At 70.4% G+C, this 23903-nt stretch carries 21 protein-coding genes; 9 read left to right on the forward strand and 12 right to left on the reverse strand.

Features of this window, described 5'->3' with window-relative positions; all coding sequences use genetic code 11:
* Positions 1–9 precede the first annotated feature (9 nt).
* From OG403_RS16420 to OG403_RS16440, 5 genes are all read right to left on the reverse strand, one after another.
* A complete protein-coding gene (locus OG403_RS16420; protein ID WP_329565032.1) occupies positions 10–606 on the reverse strand; it encodes a DJ-1/PfpI family protein in 597 nt (198 codons plus the stop codon).
* Positions 607–638: 32 nt separating this feature from the next.
* A complete protein-coding gene (locus OG403_RS16425) occupies positions 639–2315 on the reverse strand; it encodes a thiamine pyrophosphate-binding protein (RefSeq protein ID WP_329565034.1) in 1677 nt (558 codons plus the stop codon).
* Between the two features lie 105 nt (positions 2316–2420).
* A complete protein-coding gene (locus OG403_RS16430; RefSeq protein ID WP_329565036.1) occupies positions 2421–3263 on the reverse strand; it encodes a type 1 glutamine amidotransferase domain-containing protein in 843 nt (280 codons plus the stop codon).
* Between the two features lie 162 nt (positions 3264–3425).
* Positions 3426–3896 (reverse strand): nuclear transport factor 2 family protein, encoded by a 471-nt coding sequence (locus tag OG403_RS16435; RefSeq protein WP_329565038.1) that lies wholly within the window; start codon positions 3894–3896, stop codon positions 3426–3428.
* A gap of 127 nt (positions 3897–4023) precedes the next feature.
* The gene (locus OG403_RS16440; RefSeq protein ID WP_329565040.1) at positions 4024–5517 is read right to left on the reverse strand and encodes an MFS transporter; all 1494 of its coding nucleotides are present in this window, start codon (positions 5515–5517) and stop codon (positions 4024–4026) included.
* A 343-nt stretch (positions 5518–5860) separates the two neighbouring features.
* Between OG403_RS16440 and OG403_RS16445 the strand changes: the two genes are divergently transcribed.
* From OG403_RS16445 to OG403_RS16470, 6 genes are all read left to right on the forward strand, one after another.
* Positions 5861–6553 carry an SDR family oxidoreductase gene (locus tag OG403_RS16445; protein WP_329565042.1) on the forward strand — a complete coding sequence of 231 codons (693 nt, stop codon included), beginning with the start codon at positions 5861–5863 and terminating at the stop codon, positions 6551–6553.
* Positions 6550–6981 (forward strand): VOC family protein, encoded by a 432-nt coding sequence (locus tag OG403_RS16450; protein ID WP_329565044.1) that lies wholly within the window; start codon positions 6550–6552, stop codon positions 6979–6981. Before OG403_RS16445 ends, OG403_RS16450 begins: the two co-directional genes overlap by 4 nt.
* 20 nt (positions 6982–7001) lie before the next feature.
* A complete protein-coding gene (locus OG403_RS16455; protein WP_329565046.1) occupies positions 7002–8477 on the forward strand; it encodes an ankyrin repeat domain-containing protein in 1476 nt (491 codons plus the stop codon).
* Between the two features lie 74 nt (positions 8478–8551).
* A complete protein-coding gene (locus OG403_RS16460) occupies positions 8552–8860 on the forward strand; it encodes a muconolactone Delta-isomerase (RefSeq protein WP_329565048.1) in 309 nt (102 codons plus the stop codon).
* Between the two features lie 32 nt (positions 8861–8892).
* Positions 8893–9579 carry an EthD domain-containing protein gene (locus OG403_RS16465; protein ID WP_329565050.1) on the forward strand — a complete coding sequence of 229 codons (687 nt, stop codon included), beginning with the start codon at positions 8893–8895 and terminating at the stop codon, positions 9577–9579.
* A gap of 96 nt (positions 9580–9675) precedes the next feature.
* Positions 9676–10608: a TMEM175 family protein gene (locus OG403_RS16470; protein WP_329565053.1), complete on the forward strand. Its 933-nt coding sequence runs from the start codon at positions 9676–9678 to the stop codon at positions 10606–10608.
* A 71-nt stretch (positions 10609–10679) separates the two neighbouring features.
* On the opposite strand, the gene OG403_RS16475 is transcribed toward OG403_RS16470, so the two are convergent.
* The 5 genes from OG403_RS16475 to OG403_RS16495 form a co-directional block, all read right to left on the reverse strand.
* Complete coding sequence (locus OG403_RS16475) at positions 10680–12017, reverse strand: IS701 family transposase (protein ID WP_329565055.1); 1338 nt, start codon at positions 12015–12017, stop codon at positions 10680–10682.
* 77 nt (positions 12018–12094) lie between these two features.
* Positions 12095–14257, reverse strand: a complete 2163-nt coding sequence (locus tag OG403_RS16480; RefSeq protein WP_329565056.1) for an AGE family epimerase/isomerase — start codon at positions 14255–14257, stop codon at positions 12095–12097.
* Positions 14254–16341: a glycogen debranching protein GlgX gene (glgX, locus tag OG403_RS16485; protein WP_329565058.1), complete on the reverse strand. Its 2088-nt coding sequence runs from the start codon at positions 16339–16341 to the stop codon at positions 14254–14256. The genes OG403_RS16480 and glgX overlap by 4 nt, the downstream gene beginning before the upstream one ends.
* Before the next feature lie 226 nt (positions 16342–16567).
* Positions 16568–17260 carry an NAD(P)H-binding protein gene (locus tag OG403_RS16490; protein WP_329565060.1) on the reverse strand — a complete coding sequence of 231 codons (693 nt, stop codon included), beginning with the start codon at positions 17258–17260 and terminating at the stop codon, positions 16568–16570.
* Positions 17261–17331: 71 nt separating this feature from the next.
* Positions 17332–18660, reverse strand: a complete 1329-nt coding sequence (locus tag OG403_RS16495) for an NDP-sugar synthase (protein ID WP_329565062.1) — start codon at positions 18658–18660, stop codon at positions 17332–17334.
* A gap of 455 nt (positions 18661–19115) precedes the next feature.
* On the opposite strand from OG403_RS16495, the gene OG403_RS16500 reads away from it, so the two are divergent.
* From OG403_RS16500 to OG403_RS16510, 3 genes are all read left to right on the forward strand, one after another.
* The gene (locus OG403_RS16500; protein WP_329565064.1) at positions 19116–19589 is read left to right on the forward strand and encodes a hypothetical protein; all 474 of its coding nucleotides are present in this window, start codon (positions 19116–19118) and stop codon (positions 19587–19589) included.
* Positions 19590–19648: 59 nt separating this feature from the next.
* Positions 19649–20098, forward strand: a complete 450-nt coding sequence (locus OG403_RS16505) for a hypothetical protein (protein ID WP_329565066.1) — start codon at positions 19649–19651, stop codon at positions 20096–20098.
* Positions 20099–20209: 111 nt separating this feature from the next.
* Positions 20210–21493, forward strand: a complete 1284-nt coding sequence (locus tag OG403_RS16510; RefSeq protein ID WP_329565068.1) for an SCO2583/SCO2584 N-terminal domain-containing protein — start codon at positions 20210–20212, stop codon at positions 21491–21493.
* Positions 21494–21496: 3 nt separating this feature from the next.
* On the opposite strand, the gene OG403_RS16515 is transcribed toward OG403_RS16510, so the two are convergent.
* Both OG403_RS16515 and ilvD read right to left on the reverse strand, forming a co-directional pair.
* Positions 21497–21985: a hypothetical protein gene (locus OG403_RS16515; RefSeq protein ID WP_329565070.1), complete on the reverse strand. Its 489-nt coding sequence runs from the start codon at positions 21983–21985 to the stop codon at positions 21497–21499.
* 50 nt (positions 21986–22035) lie between these two features.
* Positions 22036–23880, reverse strand: coding sequence for a dihydroxy-acid dehydratase (ilvD, locus tag OG403_RS16520; protein WP_329565071.1), 1845 nt, complete (start codon positions 23878–23880; stop codon positions 22036–22038).
* Positions 23881–23903: the final 23 nt, after the last annotated feature.

Consider the following 23903-nt stretch of genomic DNA (forward strand, 5'->3'; position numbering starts at 1 on the left):
GTCGGACCGTCAGGACAGCTCGGCGTGCTGCCGGCTGCTCCGCTTGGCGAGCTCTTCGATGATCTGCCGGGCGAACAGGTGGCAGTGGTTCCCGGTCCGTGCCGTGACCAGGTCCTCGTCCACCACCACGTCCTCGTCGACGTAGACCCCGCCCATGTTCTTCAGGTCGCCGAGCAGGTTGTTGTGCACCACCGCGCGCCGCCCGCGGATCACCGCCGGGACCGGGGCGGCCAGCCACATGCCGTGGCAGATGATCCCCTTGACGATCGCCGGATCGGCGAAGGCGCGGCGCAGCAGCACGGCGGCGGGCGGCAGTTGGTCGGGCTGCTCGGTGTAGCGCAGTCGGTCGGCGACGATGCCCGAGGGGACGATCAACGCCGCGTACTCCTTGAGCCCGTACTCGTCGAGGTCCTCGAAGGACTCCGACACCTCGAAGGGCATCCGATGCTCGTGGCCGCGGAAGACCAGCCGGTCGCTGCCCCAGAGCCGGGTGAGGAAGTGCACCTCGCCGCCCTCCTCGGCGAACCGGCGCTGGTAGTAGAGGATCTCCGGTTCGTAGAAGTCGCTCTCCATCAGGACCGCGATCTTCTGGCCGTTCAGCACCACAGCGCACACTCCTTCACTGCTGATTGATTCGGTCAGGAGGAACGGCCGACGACGAGGTCGATGAGGAACGGACCGCGGTGCGCCAGGGCCTCGTGGATGGCGGGCGCGACCTGCTCGGGCTTCTCCACCCGCACCGCGCGCACGCCCAGCGACTCGGCGAGCTTGACGAAGTTGATCGCCGGTTGGTCCAGGTCGAACGGGCCGGGGAACTCGTGGTGCTCGACGCCGACCGTCTTCCAGTACTCCTCGATGTTCAGGTCGAGCAGCCGGTAGCGGCCGTTGTTGCAGATCACGAACTTGGCGGCGATGTCGTAGCGGGCCGCCGTCCACAGCGCCTGCACGGTGTACATGCTGCCGCCGTCGCCGGTGAAGCCGACCACGGTGCGCTCGGGGTGGGCCAGCTTGGCGCCGATCGCGCCGGGGATGCCGACGCCCAGCGAACCGCCGCGGGTCTGGTGCCACTGCCCGGGCACACTGGCCGGCAGGTGCCGGAAGAGGCCGGGCGAGCTGGTCAGCGCCTCGTCGAAGAGCACCGCGTCGGCGGGCAGCTGCTTGGCCAGCTCGAAGCCGAACAGCTCGGCGGAGAGCGGGTCCTGGCCCACGCCCGCCACGTCGATGGCGTTCACCTCGAGCGCGGCGACCTTCTTCGCCAGCTGCGCCTTGGTCAGCCGGGCCAGCGCGTCGGCCTTCTGCTCGCCGGTCTGCCGGCGACGCAGCGCCTCGGTGAGCCGGGGCAGGGTGTGCTTCGGGTCGGCCAGCAGGCCGAGGTCCACCGGGAAGTTCTTGGCGATCGCGCCGCTGTCCAGGTCCAGGTGGACCACCTTGGTGCCGGGCGAGAAGACCCCGTCGAGCAGCGGGTAGACCTCGTTGAGCGTGTAGGTGCCGGTGATCAGCACGGCGTCGGCCGGGTTGATCACCTTGGCGCTCGCCTCGCCGAACATGTGGCCCAACTGGCCGCCGAAGAGCGGGTGTTCGGCCGGCAGGTTGACCTCGGACCAGTCCGCGCCCCAGACCGTGGCGCCCCAGGCCTCGGCGAACTCGGCCAACTCCGCCTGGGCACCGGCGAAGTGGACGCCGTCACCGGCCAGGATCAGCGGGTGGCGGGCGCCGGCCAGCAGACCGGCGGCCTGCTCGACGGAGGCGGCGTCGGGGATGCTGGTGGTGGTCAGGTAGGAGGTGGGGACCGCGTCCTCGGTGGTCTCCTGGTCCATCACGTCGGCCGGCAGCACCACCAGGACCGGCCCGTAGGGCGGGGTGGCGGCCACCTTGAAGGCCCGCCGCAGCACCCGCAGGGTGGACTGCGGATCCACCACCCGGGTCGCCCACTTGGTCACCGGCTTGGCCATGCCGACCAGGTCGGCGGCCATCTGGGCGTCCATGCTGTCGTAGGCCAGGCCGGACTCGCCGACCACGCAGACCAGCGGGGCATGGCCGCGCATCGCCTGGTAGAGCATGCCGATGCCGTTGCCCAGGCCCACGCCGGAGTGCAGTTGGAGCAGCGTCGGCTTGCGGGTGGCCCGGGCGTAGCCGTCGGCGATGCCGACCACCACGGCCTCCTGGAGGGCCAGGACGTACTCCAGTTCGGGAAAGGAGCGCAGCTCGTCCAGGAAGCCCTGTTCCACGGTTCCGGGGTTGCCGAACATGTAGCGCACCCCGTCGGCCTTGAACTGTTCGAGCATCGCCACCCGGGCGGGCCTGCTGCCGGCCATCTCAGCCTCATCTCTGCAACGTCGTGGTCTGGAGCGGGAAACGGGCGGGCGGTCGCGCGGTGCGCGCCGGATGCGACCACCCGCCCGGTCTTGGGGCGCCGGGGCTCAGCTGTTGACGGTGAAGCCCCACTGGCGCAGTCCGTGCTCCAGCACCTCGACGACCTTCTGGCCGGTGAGGTAGGAGTCCGGGGTGGAACGGCCGGTGACGAACGGGAAGTCCACGATCACCGAGGTGTCGTGGCCGAAGTTGCCGTGGTAGGCACCGTTCGGCGCGGTGGCGTCGCGCAGGATGTACTCCAGCGGGTACGGCGGCGGGCCGATCACGAAGTCGGTACCCATGAAGCCGGTGCCGTCCTTGTAGTCGTACTCGATGCAGTGCCCGGTGACGTGCTTGTTGCGGATGATGCTGACCCGGTCGTCCATCTCCCGGGCGAAGGCCAGGCAGGCGACGCCGTAGCACTCGGCGGCCACCACCAGGCCCAGGTCGCGGAAGGCCAGGATCAGGTCGTGCACCCGCCAGTTGTTGGCCAGGTCGACGATCGGCCCGGAGCCGCCGACGATCAGCAGCGCGTCGTAGCGCTCGGCGATCTGCGCCTTCACGTGCTCGCGGCGGTCGTGGTAGGCCTCGAACGCGCGCAGGAAGTCGGGCCGGCTGCGGTAGGGCCGGTCCGGCAGCCAGGAGGCGATGTCCAGCGGGTTGTCCAGCCGGTCCGAGGTGTCGACCGCCTTGACCTTCGCGGCCATCTCACCGCTGGTCACCGACTTGCCCAGCGGCGGGTCGATGTACTCGGGGTCGTAGCTCGGCGGCAGGGCGACCGGCCGCTTGCCGGTCGGCGTCGCGAAGGTGACCTCGTAACCGGCCTTGTCGAAGGTCTCCAGCGGGCCGACGAGTTCCTCGCCCCAGTAGCCGTACTCGGAGAGCACGATGAGGATCCGTTTCTTCGCCATGTTCGATGGCCTCCTTTGGTGGCGGTGTGCGTGGGCGACTCCTTGGCCCGGGCATCCCCACTTCAGGTGTATCAGCGGGGATCGGGGCCAGGTAGGCCCGGCCGAAGTGGACTCGGCTCGTCGTCAGATCGATCTGCGCACTGTCCCGAGTCGCGGTACGGATCAGTCCGCATAGCTCAGCGCGGCCCTGGTGATCAGGCCGCCGGACAGGTCGAAGGCGTAGTCGGCGCGGAAGCCGCCGACGCCGCCGGGGGCGAAGACCACCAGCATGGTGGTCCCGCCCGGGCGCGGGGTGGCGCGCAGCACGGTCAGCCGGCCGCCGATCACCTCGCGGCCGGCCCACTGCCGGATCGCGTCCCGGCCGCGGATCTCACGGCCGACGTCGATCACCACCCCGGCCGGGTCGAAGGCGGCGACCAGGCCGTCCAGGTCCTTCGCCGCCACCGCGTCCACGTAGGCGCGGGCGGGCGCGGGCAGTTGGGCCAGGGTGCTCGGGCTGGTCGTGGCGGGGTCGTCGCGCACCGCCTCGGTCAGCTGGGCCCGGACCGGGTCCAGGCCGAACGTGACGGCGCCGGCGGCGGCCAGCGCCGCCAGCGCGATCCCGACGCCCCACCGGCGTCCTCGCACGGTCATCGGTTCACCCTCCGCTCCTCCCCCGCGGGAGGACGGCCCGCAGGGAGCCGGCCCGCGGCGGAACGGCCCGGGCGCCGACCGACCCGCGAACGGACCGGTCGGCGCCCGGACACGGCACCCGCAGCACTCAGTTGGCCGCCGCGGTGGTCGGAGCCGCCGCCGTGGCGGTCTGGCTCCCGCTGCCGCCGCCGACCGCGGTCGAGGCGGACCTGGGACGGATCCCGAAGAGCGCGACCAGCACGCCGACCGCCGAGAAGACCACCGCCACCATGAAGGCCCAGCGGTAGTTGGTCACCCCGACGCCCGGTCCGGTGGTCGTGGCGGTGGCGGTCAGCACGGCCGCCAGCACCGCGACACCGATACCGGCGCCGATCTGGTACGCGGCGGTGATCAGGCCGGAGGCCACACCCTGGCGCTCGTCCGCCACGCCGCTGACGCCCGCGATGTTGACGGTCGGGTAGACCAGGCCGTTGCCGATGCCGTGGATCAGGATGGCCGGCAGCAGCACCGTCGCGAAGTCGCTGTGGTGGCCGATCCGCAGGAAGAGCAGCACGCCCAGGCCCTGGAGCAGCATGCCCGCGGTGGCCACCGCGCGGACGCCGAAGCGCCCGACCAGCGCGCCGGAGGCGTACTTGGCGGTCACCACGATCACCAGGCCGAGCGGCAGGAAGGCGAACGCGGTCTGCAGCGCGCTGTAGCCCAGCGTCTCCTGCACGTAGAGGCTGGCCACGAACTGCCAGCCGATGGTGGAGCAGGCCCAGACCACGGACACCAGGTTGGCGCTGCTCAGGGTCCTGGAACGGAAGATGGACAGCGGCACCAGCGGCGCCCGGTGCCGGGACTCGATCAGTACGAAGCCGATCAGCAGCACCACGGCGCCGGCCAGCGTGCCGATCGCCGACGGTGAGCCCCAGCCCCAGGCGGGCGCCTGGACCAGGCCGTAGACCAGCAGCATCACGCCGACCGTGGCACTGATCGCGCCACCCAGGTCGAAGCCGCCCCGGCTGCGGGGGGTGGCGTCGGCGCGGTCACCGACGATCAGCGGGCTGGCGATCAGCACGCCGAGGGCGATCAGGGCCGGCACGAAGAAGACCAGCCGCCAGTTGATCTCGGTCAGCACGCCGGAGAGCACCAGGCCGAAGCTGTAGCCGCCGGCACCGGTCATCGCGAAGATGCCCAGCGCGCGGTTGCGCTCGGAGCCCTCCCGGAAGGTGGTGGTGATCAGCGACATCGCCGCGGGGGCGGTGAAGCCGGCCGCGATGCCCTTGAGCACCCGGGTAGCCACCAGCAGCGAGCCGTCGGTGAAGACGCCACCGAGCAGGCTCGCGATGATGAAGACCACGGTGGCGACCATGAAGGTTCGCTTGCGGCCCCAGAGGTCGGCGACCCGGCCGCCGAGCAGCAGGAAGCCGCCGTAGCCGACGGTGTAGCCGGAGACCAGCCACTGGAGCGAACCGTCGGTCAGGTTCAGGGCGTGCTTGATGCTCGGCAGCGACACGCCGAGTACCGAGTTGTCGAGCGAGTCGAGGAAGACCGCGGCGCACAGGATCAGCAACGAGATCTGCTTACGGCGGGCGGTCAACTCCCCGGGCGCCGATGCGGTGCGTTGGAGATTGCTCATGAGGTTTCAGGCTCCTCGCTGTTCCGTGGGAAGCGGAGTTGAGACGCGTGCCCCAGCGGGCGGCGAGGCGGCTTGCTGGCCGAGGCGCCTGAGGCTCCATCCGGCATGACGGACCTGTCCAGGGCACAAAACGAGCTTAACCAGCCGCCTCCCCCGCCAGTCAAGCTATCTGTAAATTCATCGTCACATCGGGTGGCCAGTGACGTTCTAAGCTCGGCAAATGAACGCAATGAGCGGTGACTTCACTAGCAAAACCGGAGTTGACTAGATTTCACCATACTAGTGACATCGACTGTGGTGGCACCGACTGCGACGGGCACTCGGTGGCTCGACTGGAGGATTCATGGACAGTCCGATTGCGGTGATCGGGGGCAACGGCCGGGTCGGCCGCCTGGTTGTCGAGAAGCTGCTGGCCCGCGGCGAGCGGGTGCGGGTGCTGGGCCGCAGCGAGCGCGGGTCCCGGCACCGGAGCGAGGCGGAGTTCTTCCGCGCCGACGTCCGCGAGCCGGCCACCCTGACCGCGCCGCTGGCCGGCTGCTCGGCGGTGGTCTACTCGGTCGAGCCCGGCACCTCCGACTCCGGCTCCGACAGCCCGCGCGCCACCATGTACCAGGGCGTGCTCAATGCCCTGGAGGCCGCCACGGCCGGCGGCGCCCGGCCGCACTTCGCGCTGGTCAGCCAGATCTACGTGACCCGGCCCGAGAACTCGATGAACTCCTACGGCCGGCTGCTGGACTGGCGCCTGGCCGGCGAGGACGCGGTGCGCGCGGCCGGACTGCCGCACACGGTGGTCCGACCCAGCTGGCTGACCGACCGTCATGCGGCCGGCAGCGCGGTCCGGCTGGAGCAGGGCGACACCGGCGACGGCAAGATCTGCCGCGACGACGTGGCCGAGGCCATCGTGAACGCCCTCTACCTGCCCGCGGGCGCCGGCATCACCTTCGAGATCTACAACGGGTCGGGCAGCGCCGGCACCGACTGGTCGCGGCTGTTCGGCGGGTTGCGCCGGGACGAGGCCCCGGCGGCCGCCAGATGACCGGGACCACCGAACCGCTGCCGGTGCTGCGGCTGTCCGCCTGCCTGTCGGTGGCCGACCTCAAGGCCACCGCCGACTGGTACCGCGAGACCCTCGGCTTCACCCTGATCCGCGGCCTGGAGTTCCCGCAGTTCGACGCCGAGGTGGCCTATCTCGGCAACGGCACCCAGGTGCTGGAGCTGATGCGGGTGGCCAACGGCACCGACGTCCACCGCCCGCTGCCGCCCAACCACGGCGCTCTGCGGGGACTGAGCCAACTCACCTTCTACGTAGCGGACCTGGCCGAGACAGCCACGCAACTCAAGTCTCGCGGAGCCGAGTTGGTCACCGATGTGGCCGATGTTCCGGCACTCGGCGTCAAGGCGCTGTTCGTCCGCGACCCGGAGGGGCACTACCTCGAGTTCATCCAGGCCGACTGGCTCCACTGAGCCATGAAAGGAGCACCGACATGACCGACTCCGAGCAGACCGCGACCACCCGCGCGGTGGCCGAGCGCTGGTTCACCTCGCTCACCTCGGGCGACTTCGCGACCGCGCTGGACTGCCTGGCGGACGACGTGGAGTGGATCAACTACGCGCCGGTCCCCGGCTACAACGACGACATGGCGTGGATCGGCACGGTCCACGGCAGGCAGGCCGTGCTGGACAGCCTGGGCGTCTTCACCGGCGTCGCCGAGGTGGGCAAGGAGGCGCTGGTCCGGATCTCGGTGGACGGCGAGAACGCCGCCGGCGTGATCCAGGAAGAGTCGACCATCAAGGCGACCGGCCTCCCCTTCGAGATCGAGTTCGTCCAGTGGCTGACCGTGCGCGAGGGCAAGATCGTGCGCTGGAAGTCCTACACCGACCCGTCCCAGATCATCCGGGCGATCCGCGGCGACGACGACCCGCGCAGCCGGCACACCAGCAGCGCGCTGCTGGACGCGGTGCAGGCCCGGGACACCGAGCTGGTCGGCACCCTGCTGACCCGGGGCGCCGACGCCAACACCCGGGACCAGGAGACCGGCCTGACCGCGCTGATGGTCGCCGCCGGCCAGGCCGACCCGGCGACCGTGCGGGTGCTGCTCTCGCACGGCGCCGACCCGCTCACCGCGGACACCCGGGCCGGCGCCACCCCGCTGCACAAGGCCTGCCAGGGCGGCAGCGTGGAGGTGGCCCGGGCGCTGGTCGAAGCCGGCGCCTTCGTGGACGCGGTGGCACCCACCACCGGCCACACCCCGCTGATGGACGCGCTCTGGTACAAGTACCCGGAGCTGGTGGAGTACCTGCTGGCGCAGGGCGCCAGCCTGGAGGTCTACACCCACTACGGCTTCTCGCTCAAGCAGCACTTCGAGTACGAGCTCAACGTCAACACCCGCGGCAAGGACCTGCTGCTCCAGGCCGAGCAGCACCTCAACGCCCGGCGCGCCTCCGACAGCGCCGCGGTGGACGCCCAGCGGCTGATGGCCGCGGTGGCGGCCGGCGACACCGCGCAGGTGCCCGGCCTGCTGGCGGCCGGCGCCCAGGTGGACGCGGTCTACCCGCGGCTGAACGGCTTCAACGACGGCCACACCCCGCTGCACGTGGCCGCCCGCGACGGGCACACCGAGATCGTCTCGCTGCTGCTGGAGGCCGGCGCCGACGTCAACGCGGTGGAACCCTGCTTCGGCGCCGTGCCGCTGCACAAGGCGGTCTACAACGGGCACGCCGAGATCACCGGCCTGCTGGTCGCCCGCCCCGGGATCAACCTGGACTTCCAGGGCGCGACCAACGGCTACTCCCCGCTGCACGACGCACTCTGGCACGGCTACGAGGAGTGCGCGCGGATCCTGCTGGCCGCCGGCGCCCGCCGGGACCTGGTGGGCCACGACGGCAAGACGCCGCACGACGTCGCCCTCGACACGTTCGGCGCCGACCACCCGCTCGTCGTCGAACTCGCCTCCAGCTGACGGCAGTCGGAGCGGCGCGACCGAGCAGCAGCACAGCCAGTCCCGGCACCAGCACCCAACCCGAGGAGCACACCATGCTGTTCTACGTCCAGATGAAGTGGAAGCACGAGGGCCGGATCACCCTCGACGAGCTGTGGGAGGTCGAGCAGGAGGAGGCCGAGCACGCCGTCGAGACCATCAACTCCGGCTTCTGCGTGGGTATCTGGAAGGTGGCGGCGCAGAAGCGGGTGATCGCCATCATCGACTCCCCCGACGCCGAGGAGCTCGACCGGACCGCGCTCGGCCGGCTGCCGATGCGCGAGTACCTGGAGTTCGAGGAGGTCTGGCCGCTGCGCGACTACCTCGGCTTCGCCGAGGACGTCAAGAAGCGCTACCAGGTCTGACCCAGACCTCAGCCATCCACCAAGGAGAACTGATGATCCACCAGCTCATTTTCGCCCACCCCAAGCCGGGGATGAGCGAGCAGGAGTTCCAGCGATACTGGCTGGAGGTGCACGCCCCGAACTTCGCCTCGAAGATCCCGCAGATCCGCAAGTACGCCGTGGACACCCGGATCCCGCTCGGCGAGGAGCCGGCCGATCCGCTGTGGAGCGGCATCGCGGAGATCTGGCTGGAGAACGACGAGGACCAGATCGCCTCGCTGCAGACCCCCGAGTTCCTCCAGGGCGCCCGGCTGGACGAGCCCAACTGGGCCGCCTTCTGGCGCACCGTGGTGCTCGACACCGACGCCAACCTGGTGCTCCCCGGCCCGGGTTCGGCGGTGCCGCACCCGGTGAAGCTGGTGCTGCTGGTCAAGCGGACCAACGGCACCACCGTGGAGGAGTTCCGCGCCCGCAGCCTGGGCCAGCACGCCAAGGTGGCCCTGCAGTTGCCCGGACTGGTGCGCTACAGTCAGAACTTCACTCGGGACGGCTGGTACGGGCTCGGCGAGACCCTGCTGGACGGGGCCTACCTGTTCAACTTCGAGACCGAGGAGGCGCTGCGCGCCGCCTACGACTCCCCGGAGTTCGCCGCCCTCCTCGCCGACCTGCACGAGTTCGTCGAGCCGCGTTACATCCACCAGATGGCGGCGGTCGAGCACTGGGTCATCGGGACCGAGTGAGACCGCCCGCAACGACATATCCCTGGTAGTGGTCGGCCCGGGACAGCCTTGGCGGGCTGTCCCGGGCCGCCGCCTTGCCCCCGGGAGGCATCCACCGTGAAACCGATCCACCATCGAGAGCACCAGGACGAGGTGAGCGTCCCCGAGTCCTTCGAGATCAGCACCGGCCGGCTGGAGGCGTTCAGTGACGGCGTCTTCGCGATCGCCATCACGCTGCTCGTCCTGGACATCAACCTCCCCAACGGGAACGGCCCGCTGATCGACCGGCTGGCGCACCAGTGGCCGGCCCTCGGCGCCTACGCGGTCAGTTTCCTGATCATCGGCATGGTCTGGATGAACCACCACTCCATGCTCTTCTTCATCCGCCGGGTCGACCGCCCGCTGATGCTCTTCAACCTGCTGCTGCTGATGAACGTCTCGTTCATCCCGTTCCCCACCCACGTGCTGGCCGAGGCGATGAGCACCGGCCACGGGGAGCGGACGGCGGCGGTCTTCTACGGCCTGACCCTCACCCTCGGGGGGATCCCGTTCAACGCGGTCTGGATCTACGCCTCATCCGGCCATCGCCACCTAGGCCGGACGATCACCCCGGCCCAGGCCGCGGTGATGCGCAGGCACTTCCTGATGGGTCCGATCATGTACCTCGGCGCCACCCTGGTGGGGCTGGCCAGCGCGATCGCGAGCCTGACCATCTTCGGGGTGCTGCTGCTCTTCTACATGGTCGAGGTGCTGGGCGGCACCAGCGAGAACCGCCACCAGGACCATCCGCGGTCACCGGTGGAGCGGCTGTCCGGGGTCGCCGAGCCACTGGCCGAGTCGCCGGACCACGCCGGGCCCGCACCGGTACCGATACCCGAGCCGGCACCCGCACCTGTCCCCGCACCCGCACCCGCACAGACCCAAGTACACGCAGACGCACGAACCCCCGCACCCGCGAGCAGCGGCACCGGCGAGGGCCGGGGCCACGCCCACGTCCACTGCCCCACCTGCGGCCGGATGGACCGGGTCGAACTCTCGTTCCAGCAGTGATCGCTGACCGCACAGCAGGGCCGGTATCCCGATCGGGATACCGGCCCTGACTGCTCCCGGGCGAGGGCGGATCAGCGCGTGCGAAGCTCCTGCGGAACCTCCTGCGCCAGGTCCTCCTCCAGGCCTTCCTCGAGTTCGGCCTCGAGTTCGGCCTCCAGCTCGGCCTCGAACTGCTCGTCGTCCAGTTCGGAGGCCACCAACTCCTCCACCTCCCCGAGCTCCTGCAGGGTGTGGAAGCCGAGCGCCGCCGAGGCGAGCGTCACGTGGTGGTGCCAGCCGCGGAAGGAGCGGCCCTCGAAGTCGCCCAGTCCGTAGTTCTGTCGCAGCCGGTCGTGGCTGAGTGCGACGTGGTGCCGCAGCTCGGCCAGCGCGACGGTGTCGGCCAGCCGGTCGGCGGGCAGGTTGGTCAGCCAGTAGGTCCGCGGCCGGGGGCGGCCGAACGGCCACTCCACCACGAGCTGGCGCTGCACCCGGTAGCCGCCGGCCCGGCGCGGACGCAGCGGCTGGCGGCCGATCGCCCCGATCGGGCCGACCGGGCCGGCCCCGAGCGGCACCACCATGAACTGCGAGTGCCGGGTGCGCGCCGCCGCGCTGTCCTGCCAGGACAGCGCCACCCGCTCGGCCCGGCTCCCCAGCGCGACGGCGACATCCACCGCCGGGTTGCGCTGACCCGGTGCCCGGCCGGAGAGTTGACGCACCGGCAGCAGCGTGCTGGGCCCCACCTCGACCAGGTAGCCGACGTTGCGGTCCTCCAGCCCGACCAGCAGCGCCTCGATGTCCGGCTCGTAGGTCCAGTCGGCCAGCACCGGGGCCGGCGGCACGTTCCACTCCAGGACCTCGTCGAGCGACTCCAGCACGTAGCTCCAGCGCGGCCGGTGTCGCTCCTCGACCGGGACGTGCGCCTGGCTGCGCAGCTCGTCGTCCTCGTCCCAGTGCCGGGGCAGCATCAGGTGCCAGTTGATCGGCAGGCTGCCGCCCTGGTGGACCAGTGAAGTGGCCAGCGCTAATTGGCAGTTGACCACCCGTCCGGCCGAGCCGACGAACTGCCGGCCGACCCCGGCCGAGCGGGTGCCGTTCTTCGGGAAGACCACCTCGTCGACGGCCCAGGCCTTGGGCGCCGCCGCACCGGCCACCCGCTCCGCCAGGTAGCGGCGGACGGCGTGCGAGGCCCAGGTGCTCTGGTTGACGAACTGTTGGATGGGCTGGACCGCTCGGCGGCCGAGCACGTTCTCGGTGATGTTGGCCGGGGTCCGCCGTCCGGGGGCATGCAGCAGCCCTCGCAGGTAGACCTCACCCCAACGGCGTTGATCGGAGCGGGCGAAGCAGGAGAAGAGGTCTCGGCAGTACTCGGAGATTCCGTCCTGCCGATCCCCCGCATACGGATGACGGAGGTGCGAAACCGTGGTCACAGCTGGTCCTTCGGCGTTCGGGCCGCACGGCCCGCCCCGCCCGGTGAGGGCAGGGGCGGACCAGCGCGGCGCAGGGTTCACTCGTCGGTGCAGACGCGGTCGGGGTCGAGCACGAAGGCATCGGTCGCGATGAGCATCTGAGCGATCTCGGGTTCGGCGGAGCCGACGATGACGAAGTCCACGTCCGCTCCGATCTTGGTCCGCTGGAACAGCAGCTCGTTGATGATCGGGCGGCTGATCTCGGTGACCTTGCAGAGGTGGAACTCCACCCGGCGCGGGTTGACCGACAGGGCCTCGCCGAAGCCGCGGCGGAAGTTGTCCAGTTCCTGGAGGTCGAGGACCCCCTCCAGGTGGACGTGCGCGGTCTCGCCGTCGAACTCGCTGGAGATCCGCAGCCGCAGGTCGGCCGGCTCGACCACCACCCGCACCCGCAGCGGCTCGCTGCTCTGCGGCAGGTTGACGGTCATCGCCTTGGCGTCGAAGTCCTGGTAGGGCTCGTCGTTGATCCAGACCTGGTCGATCTGCACCGAGCCCTCCGGCAGCAGGTCGGGAGCCACCCGCAGCACCCGGTCCGGGAACGCGTCGGGACGCGGCCGGAAGTGCAGGGTGAGCGGCTGCGAGGTGCCCAGCAGGTTGGTGTAGGTCGCCGCCAGGTAGCAGAGCTCCAGCGCGTGGTAGCCGGCCATCGAGTGGCTGCCCTTGAGCCGCTCGGTGCCGAGCAGGTAGGGGATGCCGTTGGCGAGCACGTTGAAGTAGACGCCGCCGTCGTCGTAGTCGAGGAAGAAGGCGTTGTAGAACGCCGCCGCCTCGCGACCCAGCCGCTTGTGCTCCGGGTCCCCGGTGACCCCCGCCAGGATCATGTAGGCGAGGATCGACTGCTCCTGCTGCCACCAGGCCTTGCGGTCGTGCCAGACCAGGCGGTGGGCACCGCTGTCCGGGTCGGGGATCCGCTCGACCACGTCGTACCAGCCGCCGCGCTGCTGGTCGCTGCCGACCGGCGGCATGATCGCGGCGATCCGCTCGGCGAGTTCGCTGTACTCCGGCTTGTCCCGCAGCGCCCGGATCCGGGTGAGGTTCCAGGCGATCTTGAGGTTGTGGCCGACCACCGCGCGGTCCTGCTGCCAGCCCCAGGCGCGGTCGGGGCTCCAGTCCTCGTGGAAGCGCTCCTGCACGAACGGGCTGTTGGGCTCGTCCGGGAAGTACTTGGCGATGGTGTCGGCGGTCTGCTCCAGCAGCTCCGCGAAGTCCGCCCGTCCGGTGGCCAGGTAGGCGTTGATCAGGTACGCCGGGGCGTGGTCGCCGACCGAGTTCCAGTTCTTCCTGGCCCGGTTCTGGCCCAGCGAGTCGGAGCGCGGATCCATCGTGATCGGATCCAGGTGGGAGAAGAAGCCGCCGCGCTCGTCGTCCTTGAAGTACTTGTGGAACAGCGCGACCGTGCGGTCGATGTCGTCCAGGATCCGCGGGTCGCCGGTGATCCGGTAGGTCTGGGTCGGACCGGCCAGCGCGTAGATCTGCTCGTACATCGGGATCGCGTTGTAGTCGTCGCCGAACTCCGAGGCGAAGACCTTGCGCTGGGCATCGGGGGTGATGTCGATGGCGTGGTACCAGTAGACGACGCCCGCCTGCTCGTCCGAGACCCGCATGTGCTCGCGCAGGTACTCGGTGCCCGACTCGGCCGCCTCCAGGAAGCGCTCCTCACCGGTCAGCATGAAGGCGGTGGCCAGCCCGTAGACCAGCCGGGAGATGGTGTCGGTCTCCTGGCGCAGGTCCTGCTCGATGTGGTCGGCGACGTGGGTGCCGTGCAGCGTCAGCCGGGTGCGGAAGCCGCGCCAGTCGTAGACGCCGTCGGGGAAGTGGCCGCGCAGGTAGAAGTCGGCTATCTCGGCCGCCTGCTGGACCCACCAGTTGGGCTTCTCGAAGACGTAGGCGCCGCGGCGCTCCTCCGGGAAGATGATCTGGCGGGCGTCGATCCGCTCGCCGCCCACCCACTGGTGGAAGAGGCCGTAGACGAAGACGTAGCGGCCCTCGGCCAGCAGGTCGCGGGTGGCACCGCTGGTGTCCCGACGGTCCTTGTCGCCGAGGTTGCGGACGATCTCGGAGCCGAGCAGGCCATCCAGGTGGATGGTGAACTCCCGCCCGTCGCTGGTCCGCAGACCGAAGCGGTCATTGCTCGGGTCGTAGGAGGTGATGTATCCGGCGATGCTGTCCGAGTAGGTCCGTCGGACGTCGGGTGCGCTCATCGATTGGTGCCTCCGTTGTCGGGCAGCGCCACCAGGACGACGACGCTGCGACCGTGGGCGTGGAAGAGGTGGCCCTCGATGGCCTCCTCCGCACCGGGCGACAGCACGTCAGCCCCCGCGCCGCGGGCGGTGTCGACCGTTCGGTGCCATTGGTGCCCCGCGATGTGGGGGAGCTCGAAGTCCAGACCGAGGTGGTACATGTTGAGGATCACGTGCAGGTCCGGATCGCCGTCGAAGCCACCCAGCGTGAAGGAGAGGACCCGGGCGTCGGTGTCCTCCCAACCGGGCTGGTTCAGCTTGGTGCCGTGCCAGCCGACCTCGGCCACCTCACGCTCGTTCTGCCGCCCGCTGAAGAAGTGCGGCTGGCGCAGCGTCGCGTACCGCTTGCGCAACGCGATCATGGAGCGGAAGAAGTCCTGGACCTCGGTCTCCTTCTCCGCCTGCTCCCAGTCCAGCCAGGAGATCTCGTTGTCCTGGCAGTACGCGTTGTTGTTGCCGCCCTGGCTGTTGCGGAACTCGTCGCCCGCCAGGATCATCGGCACGCCGCGGGAGAGCATCAGGATCGCGGTGAGGTTCTTGATCTGCCGCACCCGCAGCCGCTCGATCTCCTCCGCGTCGCTGGCGCCCTCGACCCCGCAGTTCCAGCTGAAGTTCTCGTGGCTGCCGTCCGCGTTGGCCTCGCCGTTGGCGTGGTTGTGCTTGCCGTTGTAGCTCACCAGGTCGTTCAGCGTGAAGCCGTCGTGGCAGGTGATGAAGTTGACGCTGTTGGTGGGCAGTTCACCCTGCCGACTGAACAGGTCGCGGGAGCCGCCGATCCGGGTGGCCACCGTGCCCACCAGCCCCGCGTCACCGCGCACGAAGCGCCGGATGTCGTCGCGGAACGGCCCGTTCCACTGCGCCCAGCGCTTTCCGGGGAAGCGGCCGACCTGGTAGAGGCCGCCACCGTCCCAGGGCTCGGCGATGATCTTCGTCTCGGAGAGCACCCCGGACAGCTCGATGCCCCAGAGCACCGGCGGGGTCTCCATCTCGTAGCCCTCGGCGCCGCGGGAGAGTTCGGAGGCGAGGTCGAAGCGGAAGCCGTCCACGTGGTGCTCGGTGACCCAGTACTCCAGGCACTCGATGATGAACTTGGCCACCGCCGGGTGGTTGGCGTTGATCGCGTTGCCGCAGCCGGTGAAGTCCATGTAGTGCCGGCGGTCCTGCGACCACAGGTGGTAGTAGACCTCGTTGGCCTGGCCTCGGAAGCTGATCATCGGGCCGTGCTCGTTGCCCTCCGAGGTGTGGTTGAACACCACGTCCAGGATGACCTCGATGCCGGCCTTGTGCAGCGCCTTGACCATGTTCCGGAAGTCTTCGATGTGCACGCAGCCGCACGGGTCGGAGCTGTACGCGCTGTGCGGGGCGAAGAAGCCGAACGAGTCGTAGCCCCAGTAGTTGGGCAGCGGCGTGCCGTTCGGGCCGATCCGCAGCACCTGGCGCTCGTCGAAGTCGAAGACCGGCAGCAACTCGACCGCGGTCACGCCGAGTTCCTTGAGATACGGGATCTTCTCGATCACGGCGGTGAAGGTGCCGGGGTGGGTCACCCGGGCGGTGGGCGAAGCGGTCAGGCCGCCCACGTGCATCTCGTAGATGACCGTGTCGGCCATCGGCCGGCGCAGCGGCTCGTCGCCCTCCCAGTCGTAGCAGTCCAGGTCCACCACCATGCTGCGCATCGCGTAGGCGCAGTTGTCCTCGTGGCCCACCGCGCGGGACCGGTCCCAGAGCGTGTTGATGTTCGACCGCGAGTAGGGGTCGAGCAGGACCTTGCGGTGGTTGAACCTGGTCCCGGTCTCCTTGGTCTGCTGCGGACCGTCCATTCGGTACGCGTAGACCTGTCCCTCCTTCAGACCGGCGACGTGGCAGTGCCAGAAGTGATAGCTGTGATTCCGTTCCCGATCGAGCGTGATGACCCGCGCCGGCTGAGGTGCGCTGAAACCGTCGAACAGCAGCAGGTCGACCCTCGTGGCCCGTTCGGAGAAGACCGAGAAGTTCACCCCGGCCTCGTCCACCGTGGCACCCAGCGGCTGCGGATGCCCAGCGGTCACTTCGGCCGCCAGCAGCTTTTCGGGCGGGACTTCAGTCGTTACCCGAGGCTTAGTCATATCGTCTGTCAACTCCCTACCCCATGTTGCACCCGGAATTGTGGATTCCGCCTCGCCTCTCCCCCGCTGGGGAAAAGACCGGGCGTGTTCTCCGCTTCGCCGACGCGCGCACGGGTGCGGGCGGAGATCGGTGGACTCGACGCCGAACGCGCCGCGGCCACCGGAGGGTTCAGGCCACCGGCGTCCGGTCCCAGGCGAGCGAGCCGTAGGCCTCGCTCCAGGACGGGAACGGTGCCCCTGGCTCGTTGAACATCTCGAAGGTCACGCCCCGGGCGGCCGGCGTGTACAGGGCCTGCACGCAGGCCTCCGCCACGTCCTGCCGGGCCACCTGGCCGGTGTTCTGGTCACCCTGGTCCAGCCGGACCCGGTGCCCCGCCTTGCGGTCGTCGATCAGCCAGCCGGGCCGCACCACGGTGTACGGCAGCCCGGACTCGCGCACCGCCTCCTCGCCCGCGAAGCGCCACGACAGCAGCCGTCCATAGGCGTTCAGCGGATGCCCCTGGTGGGTCGCGTGCAACTGGCTGATCAGCACCATGTGCGGCCGGTTGCCGCCGGCGGTGGCAGCCTCCAGGACGTTGCGCACCCCGTGGCAGGCGGTGGTCTCCGGCCGGTCGGGACCGCTCTTGGCGGTGCCCGGCTCGACGCAGTAGACCACCGCCGAGCACCCGGTCAGCCCGCTCTCCAGGCTCTGCGGGACGCGGACATCCCCTTGTCTGAACACCGCACCGGGTGCCAGGTGCCGTAGCGCCTGCGGCACGCTGCGACCGATGACGCGCACGCTCTCCCGGCGCTCCAGCAGCCGCTGCACGACGACCCGGCCGACTCGCCCGGCGCCGCCGACCACCACCACCGAATTCTCCATCGCCGTTCTCTCCTCTGCTCAGCCGTCAGGTGACGGGTCGTCGGGTGTCGCGCCGATCACAGCAGGGCGGATCAGATCCACCGAAGGATGTCGTCCGAGTTGGTCAGCCTGGTGCCCGAAGGGAGGTTCGCGATCGTCGGCACCCTCAGGCGCGGATAGACGCTGACCCCGGAGAGCCGGGAGCCCCGCCAGAGCTGGGCACCGTCCCCGATGGCCGAGAAGCCCTCCAGTCGGACCGGGTTCGCCCGGTCCGACTGGATCTCCACCATGGGGCCGACATAGCTGTCGCTGATGTCCGCGTACTGGCCGATCACCGAGGCGTCGCCGCAGGAGCTGCGGCTGAGCCTGGCGCCCGCGCGCAGTTCGACGCCGTCGCCGACATCCGCGTACTCCAGGCGCACGTCGCTGCCCACCGCGACGTGCCGGCCTATTCGCACGCCAGGGCCGATCACCACGCTGCCGTCCTCGATCTTGTCGGCCAGCGTGGTTCCGGTGATGTCGTCCCGGGTGGCCAGCGAGCTCTCGTGGATCCAGTACCGCGGGCTGTCACTGGCCGGCTCGGCCATCAGCTCGTTCATCAGCGGGTAGTCGCCGGCCAGCACGTCCTTGAGGGTGATCAGGTAGTCCTCGACGTTGCCGAGGTCGCCGAGCCGGTTGATCCGGTGTGCGGCCACCGGCAGCCCCCGCTCCACCAGGGTGGGCAGCAGGTCGCCGCCCCAGTCGAGCCGCTGCTGCGCCTGGCGCATCAGCTCCGGCTCCCGGGCGGCCTCCCGCAGTCGCGCGCAGTCCACCAGGTACATCCCGGCGTTCGTGGGGAGCAGCGCGTCGGCGTCCTGGCGCACCTCGGGGAAGAGCTCGTCGATCCGCTCCAGCGACGGCTTCTCCACGAAGCCGGCGACCAGGCCGCGGGCGTCGGTGCGCATCGCGCCGTACTTGCCCGCCACCTCCTGCGGAGTGCGGGCCACCGCGGCCACCGTCACCACCGCGTCGGCGGCCCGGTGGCTGGCCTCCAGTTCCGCGAGCGAGAAGTCGAAGATCGAGTCCACCGGGAGCACCAGGGCCTGCTCGGTGAGGTCCCACTCCTCCAGGTTGTGCAGCGTGGCCGCGCCGGAGCCGACGTTGTAGCGGTCGAAGCTCGGCCGCGAGTAGCGCACCTCGACGCCGTAGCGCTCGCCGTGGCCCAGCAGCAGCATGATCTGGCTGCGGTTCTCCAGGCCCTGGGCCACCACGTAGAAGCGGCGGATGCCCTGCTCGCGACAGGCGTCCACCACCCATTCGATGAGTCGGCGGCCGACGAAGGGGATCAGCGCCTTGCTCCGGATGTAGTCGGCGGACTCCAGCGTGATCGGCTTGGCACGTTCGCCCCGCCCACCGGCCAGGATGATCCCCACGGTTGCCATGTCTTCGCCACCCATCTCGCACCCCACGTTGGTGACCCTTGTCAGAAAGACTCAACAGCAAGAGTCACATGGTGTCAACAAGCGAGTCAAGCCAGTAACCCGGCACCCCCGGCGTCGTCAGGTCAGCCGACCGGATTCCGGCGATTTGTCATGGCCGCGCCATGACCTTTCGGGCATTCCTCCGAAACTCGTTCCTATCCGCCGAACGCCGCCGCACGCCGCCGCACGACGATCGAGGGCCGTCCGTCGACCGGCACGACTGGGGTGATACGGCAGTCGAGGGATCCCCCCTGACACTCCGTCACCCAGGCTCCCGACCGCCCGGGAAACTCGTGACCTTCAGTAGCCGTAAATAAAACAGTGCCCGCTCCTTCACAACCCGCCGAAAGGAAGGGATATCTTCGGCTACGCACGTCATGTCACTCGCAGTGGCAGGGATCAAAATGGGGGAACCGATGCGTGCCGCATTCTTCGATCTGGGGAGCAGACACCGCTCCCCCCACTTCAGCAGGACCCTTCGCGAAGCAGCGGCCCGCCACCGCTCGGACGGCGATCTGGTGGTGCTGGTGCTCTCCTGCGAGCGGCCCCGCGGCCGGCCCGGCGACCGGCCCGAGGCGGTGAGCCTGGACACCCTGGGCGTCGGCGCGGACCTGGTCCTGCTGCCCGATCCGCTCGGCCCGCCCGCCGCGCCCGGCGACCACCCGCCGGTGACCGTGGTCGAGGCGATCACCCTGCTCGGCATGGACCCGGCCAGCTGCTTCGGCTACGTCGACCACTGCGACGGCCTGCGCACCCTCAGTGTCGTCGGCAATCCCCGCGTGGTCGGCGTGGACCCGGAGCTGACCGCGCACGCCGACTCGCACGGCTGGCCGGTCCTGAAGGAGACCCAGGAGCCGGCCGGCCGGGCCGGACCCCCAAGCTCCCAGTAGGGGAAAACTCAGGGCTGCGGGTACTGGCCCCCGGGCGCCGCGAGGAGCACCGTGGAGGCATGGAACACGGAGATCTGTCGCGACGCGAGAACCGTCAACTGGCCGTCGCCTCCGCCACCCTCGGACCGTGGCGTGCCGCCGCGGCCGTGGGTGCGGTGGTCGGCGGGGCAGCGCTGGCCGTGGACGTGGTGACCGGGCACTGGTCCACGAGCATCCTGGCCGGGCCGCTCGGCCTGGCCCTGTTCTTCTTCTTTCTGGTCGGCGGCCTCGGCGGGCGACTGCGCAAGGACACCGGCGACCGCCGGCTGCGGCGCTGGGCCGACGCCAACCCGTGGCAGTCGGCGCTGCCGCTCAGCGGCGCCCTGCTGGTGCTGAACACGCTGGCCCTGTCACTGCTCGGCGGCTGGGGCATCTTCGGCGCGTTCTTCACCTCGCTGCTCCCGGCCGGCCTGCTGCTGGTGGTGCTCGGCGTGGTCGGCTCGGTCAAGGGCGCCCGCCGGTCCGGCTGAGCGACCGGGCGGCGGTCAAGAGCGGAGATACCAGCACAGAACGCACACCGGGCGTCCGCACGTCGGCCGCCCGGTGTGCGAACTGTCGCTCGCCCTCTGCATACTGACCGCGTGTCGATCACCGAAGACCCACCGCAGCCCCCCGGCGAGGAGCCGGACCCGTTCGCCGACCTCGTCCTCGACGAGGAGTTCGTCAAGGGCGCCGCCGTCAAGGAGCAGTCCGGCCGCGCCCGGATGCTGGCCGCCAAGTGGCGCCACCAGCCCCCGCAGCAGGAGGAGGCCTGGCGCCCACCGACCGAGATCCGCCGCAGGTGGTACCAGCGGCGGGCGAAGCCGGTGGACCCCTGGGGCAACGTGCGCCGCACCAAGCGCAACTGGCAGGCCCCGGTCTTCGTGCTGCTCGCGATAGCCGTGGTGGCCGCCGGGCTGAACGTCAACGGGCTGCACACCTGGTACCTGAACCACTTCGGCGGCGGCTCCTCGGACTCGGCGGTGGCCGCGGCCCCCACCCCGGTGGCCACCGAGGCACCGGAGAGCGCCCAGCCCACCGCCGCACCGCCCACCCAGGCACCGCAGGATCCCACCGTGGCGCAGCCCTGGGCGGGCTCCCCGGCCGACGGCTGGCCGGCCGGGCCCGACGCCATCGTGCTGCCGCAGGCGCAGGCCACCGGGATGTTCGGCGCGGACCAGGTGGCGGCGCAGCTGAAGCTGGTCAAGGACTACCTGGTCGCGGCGAACCTGGACCCGGCGGTGCTCGCGGGCGGGAACCCGCAGCAGGTGGTGGACATGCTGGACGGGAAGAGCCGCGAGCTGCTCCAGCAGGCGCTCGCCCACCCGACCCCGACGACCAACCCGACCAGCTGGATCAGCCGGTTCAACCCGAAGACCGCGGTTCCCGCGGGGAACGTGGTCAAGCTCCAGGGCCGGATCACCTTCGAGGGCGACACCGACAAGGACGACCGGAAGGGCGTGGTGGTGCACACCGACTTCACCTTCGTCTACGCCTTGGTGCCGGGTCCCGAGCAGTTCGATCCGTCCAGCGTCCCCAGTGCCCCGCCGACCCAGGGCGGCACCACGCAGTCCGTGGCCCTGCTCTCGCTCGATCCCGGCACCGCGGTCACCCGCGAGATCGTCCGCCGGGTGCAGGACTTCGTCTTCCCCGACCCGGCCGTCTACCAGGTCTCGGCCGGCAAGCTGAACCTCGGCGAGGGGCAGAGCAGCATGGGCAACAACTACTGCGAGACGGGGGACGGCTGGCTGGAGCCGACCTTCCCGCAGTACAGCCTGCCCGGCTACAACCCCAGCGGCGGTCCGAGCGGCCCGACCTCCGACCCCTACGACCGCAGCAAGCCGCTGCCCGACGACGACAAGTGCCGCACCGACTCCCGCAGCTGACCGCTACCGCTTCTTCCGCTTGTCCGGCCGCCCGGCCCGCGAGGCCTTGCGCTTCTCGTGCCGGGCGGCCTCGCGCTCCCAGGCGGCCCGCTTGACGCCCTCCCCCGGCGCCTCGACCAGGCTCCGGACGAAGTACGCCGCCACCGCGCCCACGCAGCCGATCAGCCAGACCGCGCCGAGCGACTTGTCCTCGGCCATCCAGCCGTCCAGCGAGTCGCGGCCCTCGGTGAGGACCTTCCAGCTGCGCAGCGCCGCCAGGCAGGAGCAGACCGCGATGGCGGCCAGCAGCAGCCAGTTGACGAACCCGCCCGCCTTGGACATCTGCACCCCGCCGACCGCGAAGCGCAGCACCAGGACGCCGGCCACCGTGGTGACCAGCGCGCCGAGCGAGACCGCGACCCGGCGCAGCCAGTAGTCGGCGCCGCGCTCCACCCAGCTGGTGCCGAAGTAGCGGATGGGCTCGGGGGCGGGCGCGGTGCGGTCGTCGGTCACGCCTCAAGTATCCCCGAGCCCCTGCCGGCCGGCCGGGGCAGCCCGACTGGTCAACCCAGCTTGCTGACGTCCCGCACCGCGCCCCGGTCGGCCGAGGTGGCCATCGCCGCGTACGCCTTCAGCGCCGCGCTGACCGGGCGGTCGCGGTGGGCGGGCTGGTAGCCGCCGTTCTCCTCCAGGCGCAGCCGCCGCTCGTGCAGCTCCTCGAAGGAGACCTCCAGCCGCACCGAGCGGCCCGGGATGTCGATCGAGATGACGTCGCCGTCCTGGACCAGCGCGATGGTGCCGCCGGAGGCCGCCTCCGGGGAGGCGTGCCCGATCGACAGCCCGGAGGTGCCGCCGGAGAACCGCCCGTCGGTGATCAGCGCGCAGGCCTTGCCCAGGCCCCGGCCCTTCAGGAAGGAGGTGGGGTAGAGCATCTCCTGCATGCCGGGGCCGCCCTTGGGGCCCTCGTAGCGGATGACCACCACGTCGCCCGGCTTGACCCGCTTGGTCAGGATCGCGTCCACCGCGTCCTCCTGGGACTCCAGCACCACGGCGGGCCCGGAGAAGGTCCAGATCGACTCGTCGACACCGGCCGTCTTGACGATGCAGCCGTCCTCGGCCAGGTTGCCGTAGAGCACGGCCAGGCCGCCCTCCACCGAGTACGCGTGCTCGACGCTGCGGATGCAGCCGCCGGCCGCGTCGGTGTCCAGCGTCCCCCAGCGCTCGGACTGGGAGAAGGCAGTGGCCGAGCGGACGCAGCCGGGGGCCGCGTGGAACAGCTCGACGGCGGTCGGCGAGGGGGAGCCGCCGCGGATGTCCCAGGTCTTCAGCCACTCGTCGAGCGAGTCGCTGTGCACCGTGCGCACGTCCTCGTTGAGCAGCCCGCCCCGGTACAGCTCGCCGAGGATCGCCGGGATGCCGCCGGCCCGGTGCACGTCCTCCATGTAGTACGAGCCGTTCGGCGCGACCTTGGACAGGCAGGGCACCTTGCGCGAGATCTGGTCGATCGCCCGCATGTCGAAGTCGAGTTCGGCCTCCTGGGCGGCGGCCAGCAGGTGCAGGATGGTGTTGGTCGAGCCGCCCATCGCGATGTCCAGCGCCATCGCGTTCTCGAAGGCCGCGCGGGTGGCGATGGAGCGCGGCAGCACCGAGTAGTCGTCGCCGTCGTAGTGCCGCTTGGTGATCTCGACGACGGTGCGCCCGGCGTCCTCGTACAGCGCCTTGCGGGCGGTGTGAGTGGCCAGCGTGGAGCCGTTGCCGGGCAGCGAGAGGCCGATCGCCTCGGTCAGGCAGTTCATCGAGTTGGCGGTGAACATGCCGGAACAGGAGCCGCAGGTCGGGCAGGCGTTCTCCTCGATGATCGCGATGTCCTCGTCCGAGACGTTCTCGTTGACGGCGTCGGAGATCGCGTTCACCAGGTCGAGCTTGCGCACCGTGCCGTCGACCAGCACCGCCTTGCCGGCCTCCATCGGGCCGCCGGAGACGAAGACGGTGGGGATGTTGAGGCGCAGCGCGGCCATCAGCATGCCGGGGGTGATCTTGTCGCAGTTGGAGATGCAGATCAGCGCGTCCGCGCAGTGCGCGTTGACCATGTACTCCACGCTGTCCGCGATCAGGTCGCGCGAGGGCAGCGAGTAGAGCATCCCGTGGTGGCCCATCGCGATGCCGTCGTCCACCGCGATGGTGTTGAACTCGCGCGGGATGCCGCCGGCGGCGGCGATGGCCTCGGAGACGATCCGGCCCACCGGCTGCAGGTGGGTGTGCCCAGGCACGAACTCGGTGAAGGAGTTGGCCACCGCGATGATCGGCTTGCCGAAGTCCTCCCGGGCTACACCGGCCGCCCGGAGGAGGGCGCGGGCGCCTGCCATGTTGCGACCGTGGGTGACCGTACGGGACTTCAGCTCGGGCACGGGATCTCTCCATTCCCAGGGGT

This window comes from Kitasatospora sp. NBC_01266, from assembly GCF_036242395.1.
Classification (GTDB): Bacteria; Actinomycetota; Actinomycetes; order Streptomycetales; family Streptomycetaceae; genus Kitasatospora.

Excerpts from the sequence above, each read along its gene's own strand:
- OG403_RS16505 (WP_329565066.1), top strand. The coding sequence starts at position 19,649 with ATGGAACACGGAGATCTGTCGCGACGCGAGAACCGTCAACTGGCCGTC.
- OG403_RS16450 (WP_329565044.1), top strand. The coding sequence starts at position 6,550 with ATGACCGGGACCACCGAACCGCTGCCGGTGCTGCGGCTGTCCGCCTGC.
- OG403_RS16465 (WP_329565050.1), top strand. The coding sequence starts at position 8,893 with ATGATCCACCAGCTCATTTTCGCCCACCCCAAGCCGGGGATGAGCGAG.
- OG403_RS16455 (WP_329565046.1), top strand. The coding sequence starts at position 7,002 with ATGACCGACTCCGAGCAGACCGCGACCACCCGCGCGGTGGCCGAGCGC.
- OG403_RS16480 (WP_329565056.1), bottom strand. The coding sequence starts at position 14,257 with ATGAGCGCACCCGACGTCCGACGGACCTACTCGGACAGCATCGCCGGA.
- OG403_RS16435 (WP_329565038.1), bottom strand. The coding sequence starts at position 3,896 with ATGACCGTGCGAGGACGCCGGTGGGGCGTCGGGATCGCGCTGGCGGCG.
- OG403_RS16460 (WP_329565048.1), top strand. The coding sequence starts at position 8,552 with ATGCTGTTCTACGTCCAGATGAAGTGGAAGCACGAGGGCCGGATCACC.
- OG403_RS16430 (WP_329565036.1), bottom strand. The coding sequence starts at position 3,263 with ATGGCGAAGAAACGGATCCTCATCGTGCTCTCCGAGTACGGCTACTGG.
- OG403_RS16490 (WP_329565060.1), bottom strand. The coding sequence starts at position 17,260 with ATGGAGAATTCGGTGGTGGTGGTCGGCGGCGCCGGGCGAGTCGGCCGG.
- OG403_RS16425 (WP_329565034.1), bottom strand. The coding sequence starts at position 2,315 with ATGGCCGGCAGCAGGCCCGCCCGGGTGGCGATGCTCGAACAGTTCAAG.
- OG403_RS16495 (WP_329565062.1), bottom strand. The coding sequence starts at position 18,660 with ATGGCAACCGTGGGGATCATCCTGGCCGGTGGGCGGGGCGAACGTGCC.
- OG403_RS16445 (WP_329565042.1), top strand. The coding sequence starts at position 5,861 with ATGGACAGTCCGATTGCGGTGATCGGGGGCAACGGCCGGGTCGGCCGC.
- OG403_RS16440 (WP_329565040.1), bottom strand. The coding sequence starts at position 5,517 with ATGAGCAATCTCCAACGCACCGCATCGGCGCCCGGGGAGTTGACCGCC.
- OG403_RS16500 (WP_329565064.1), top strand. The coding sequence starts at position 19,116 with ATGCGTGCCGCATTCTTCGATCTGGGGAGCAGACACCGCTCCCCCCAC.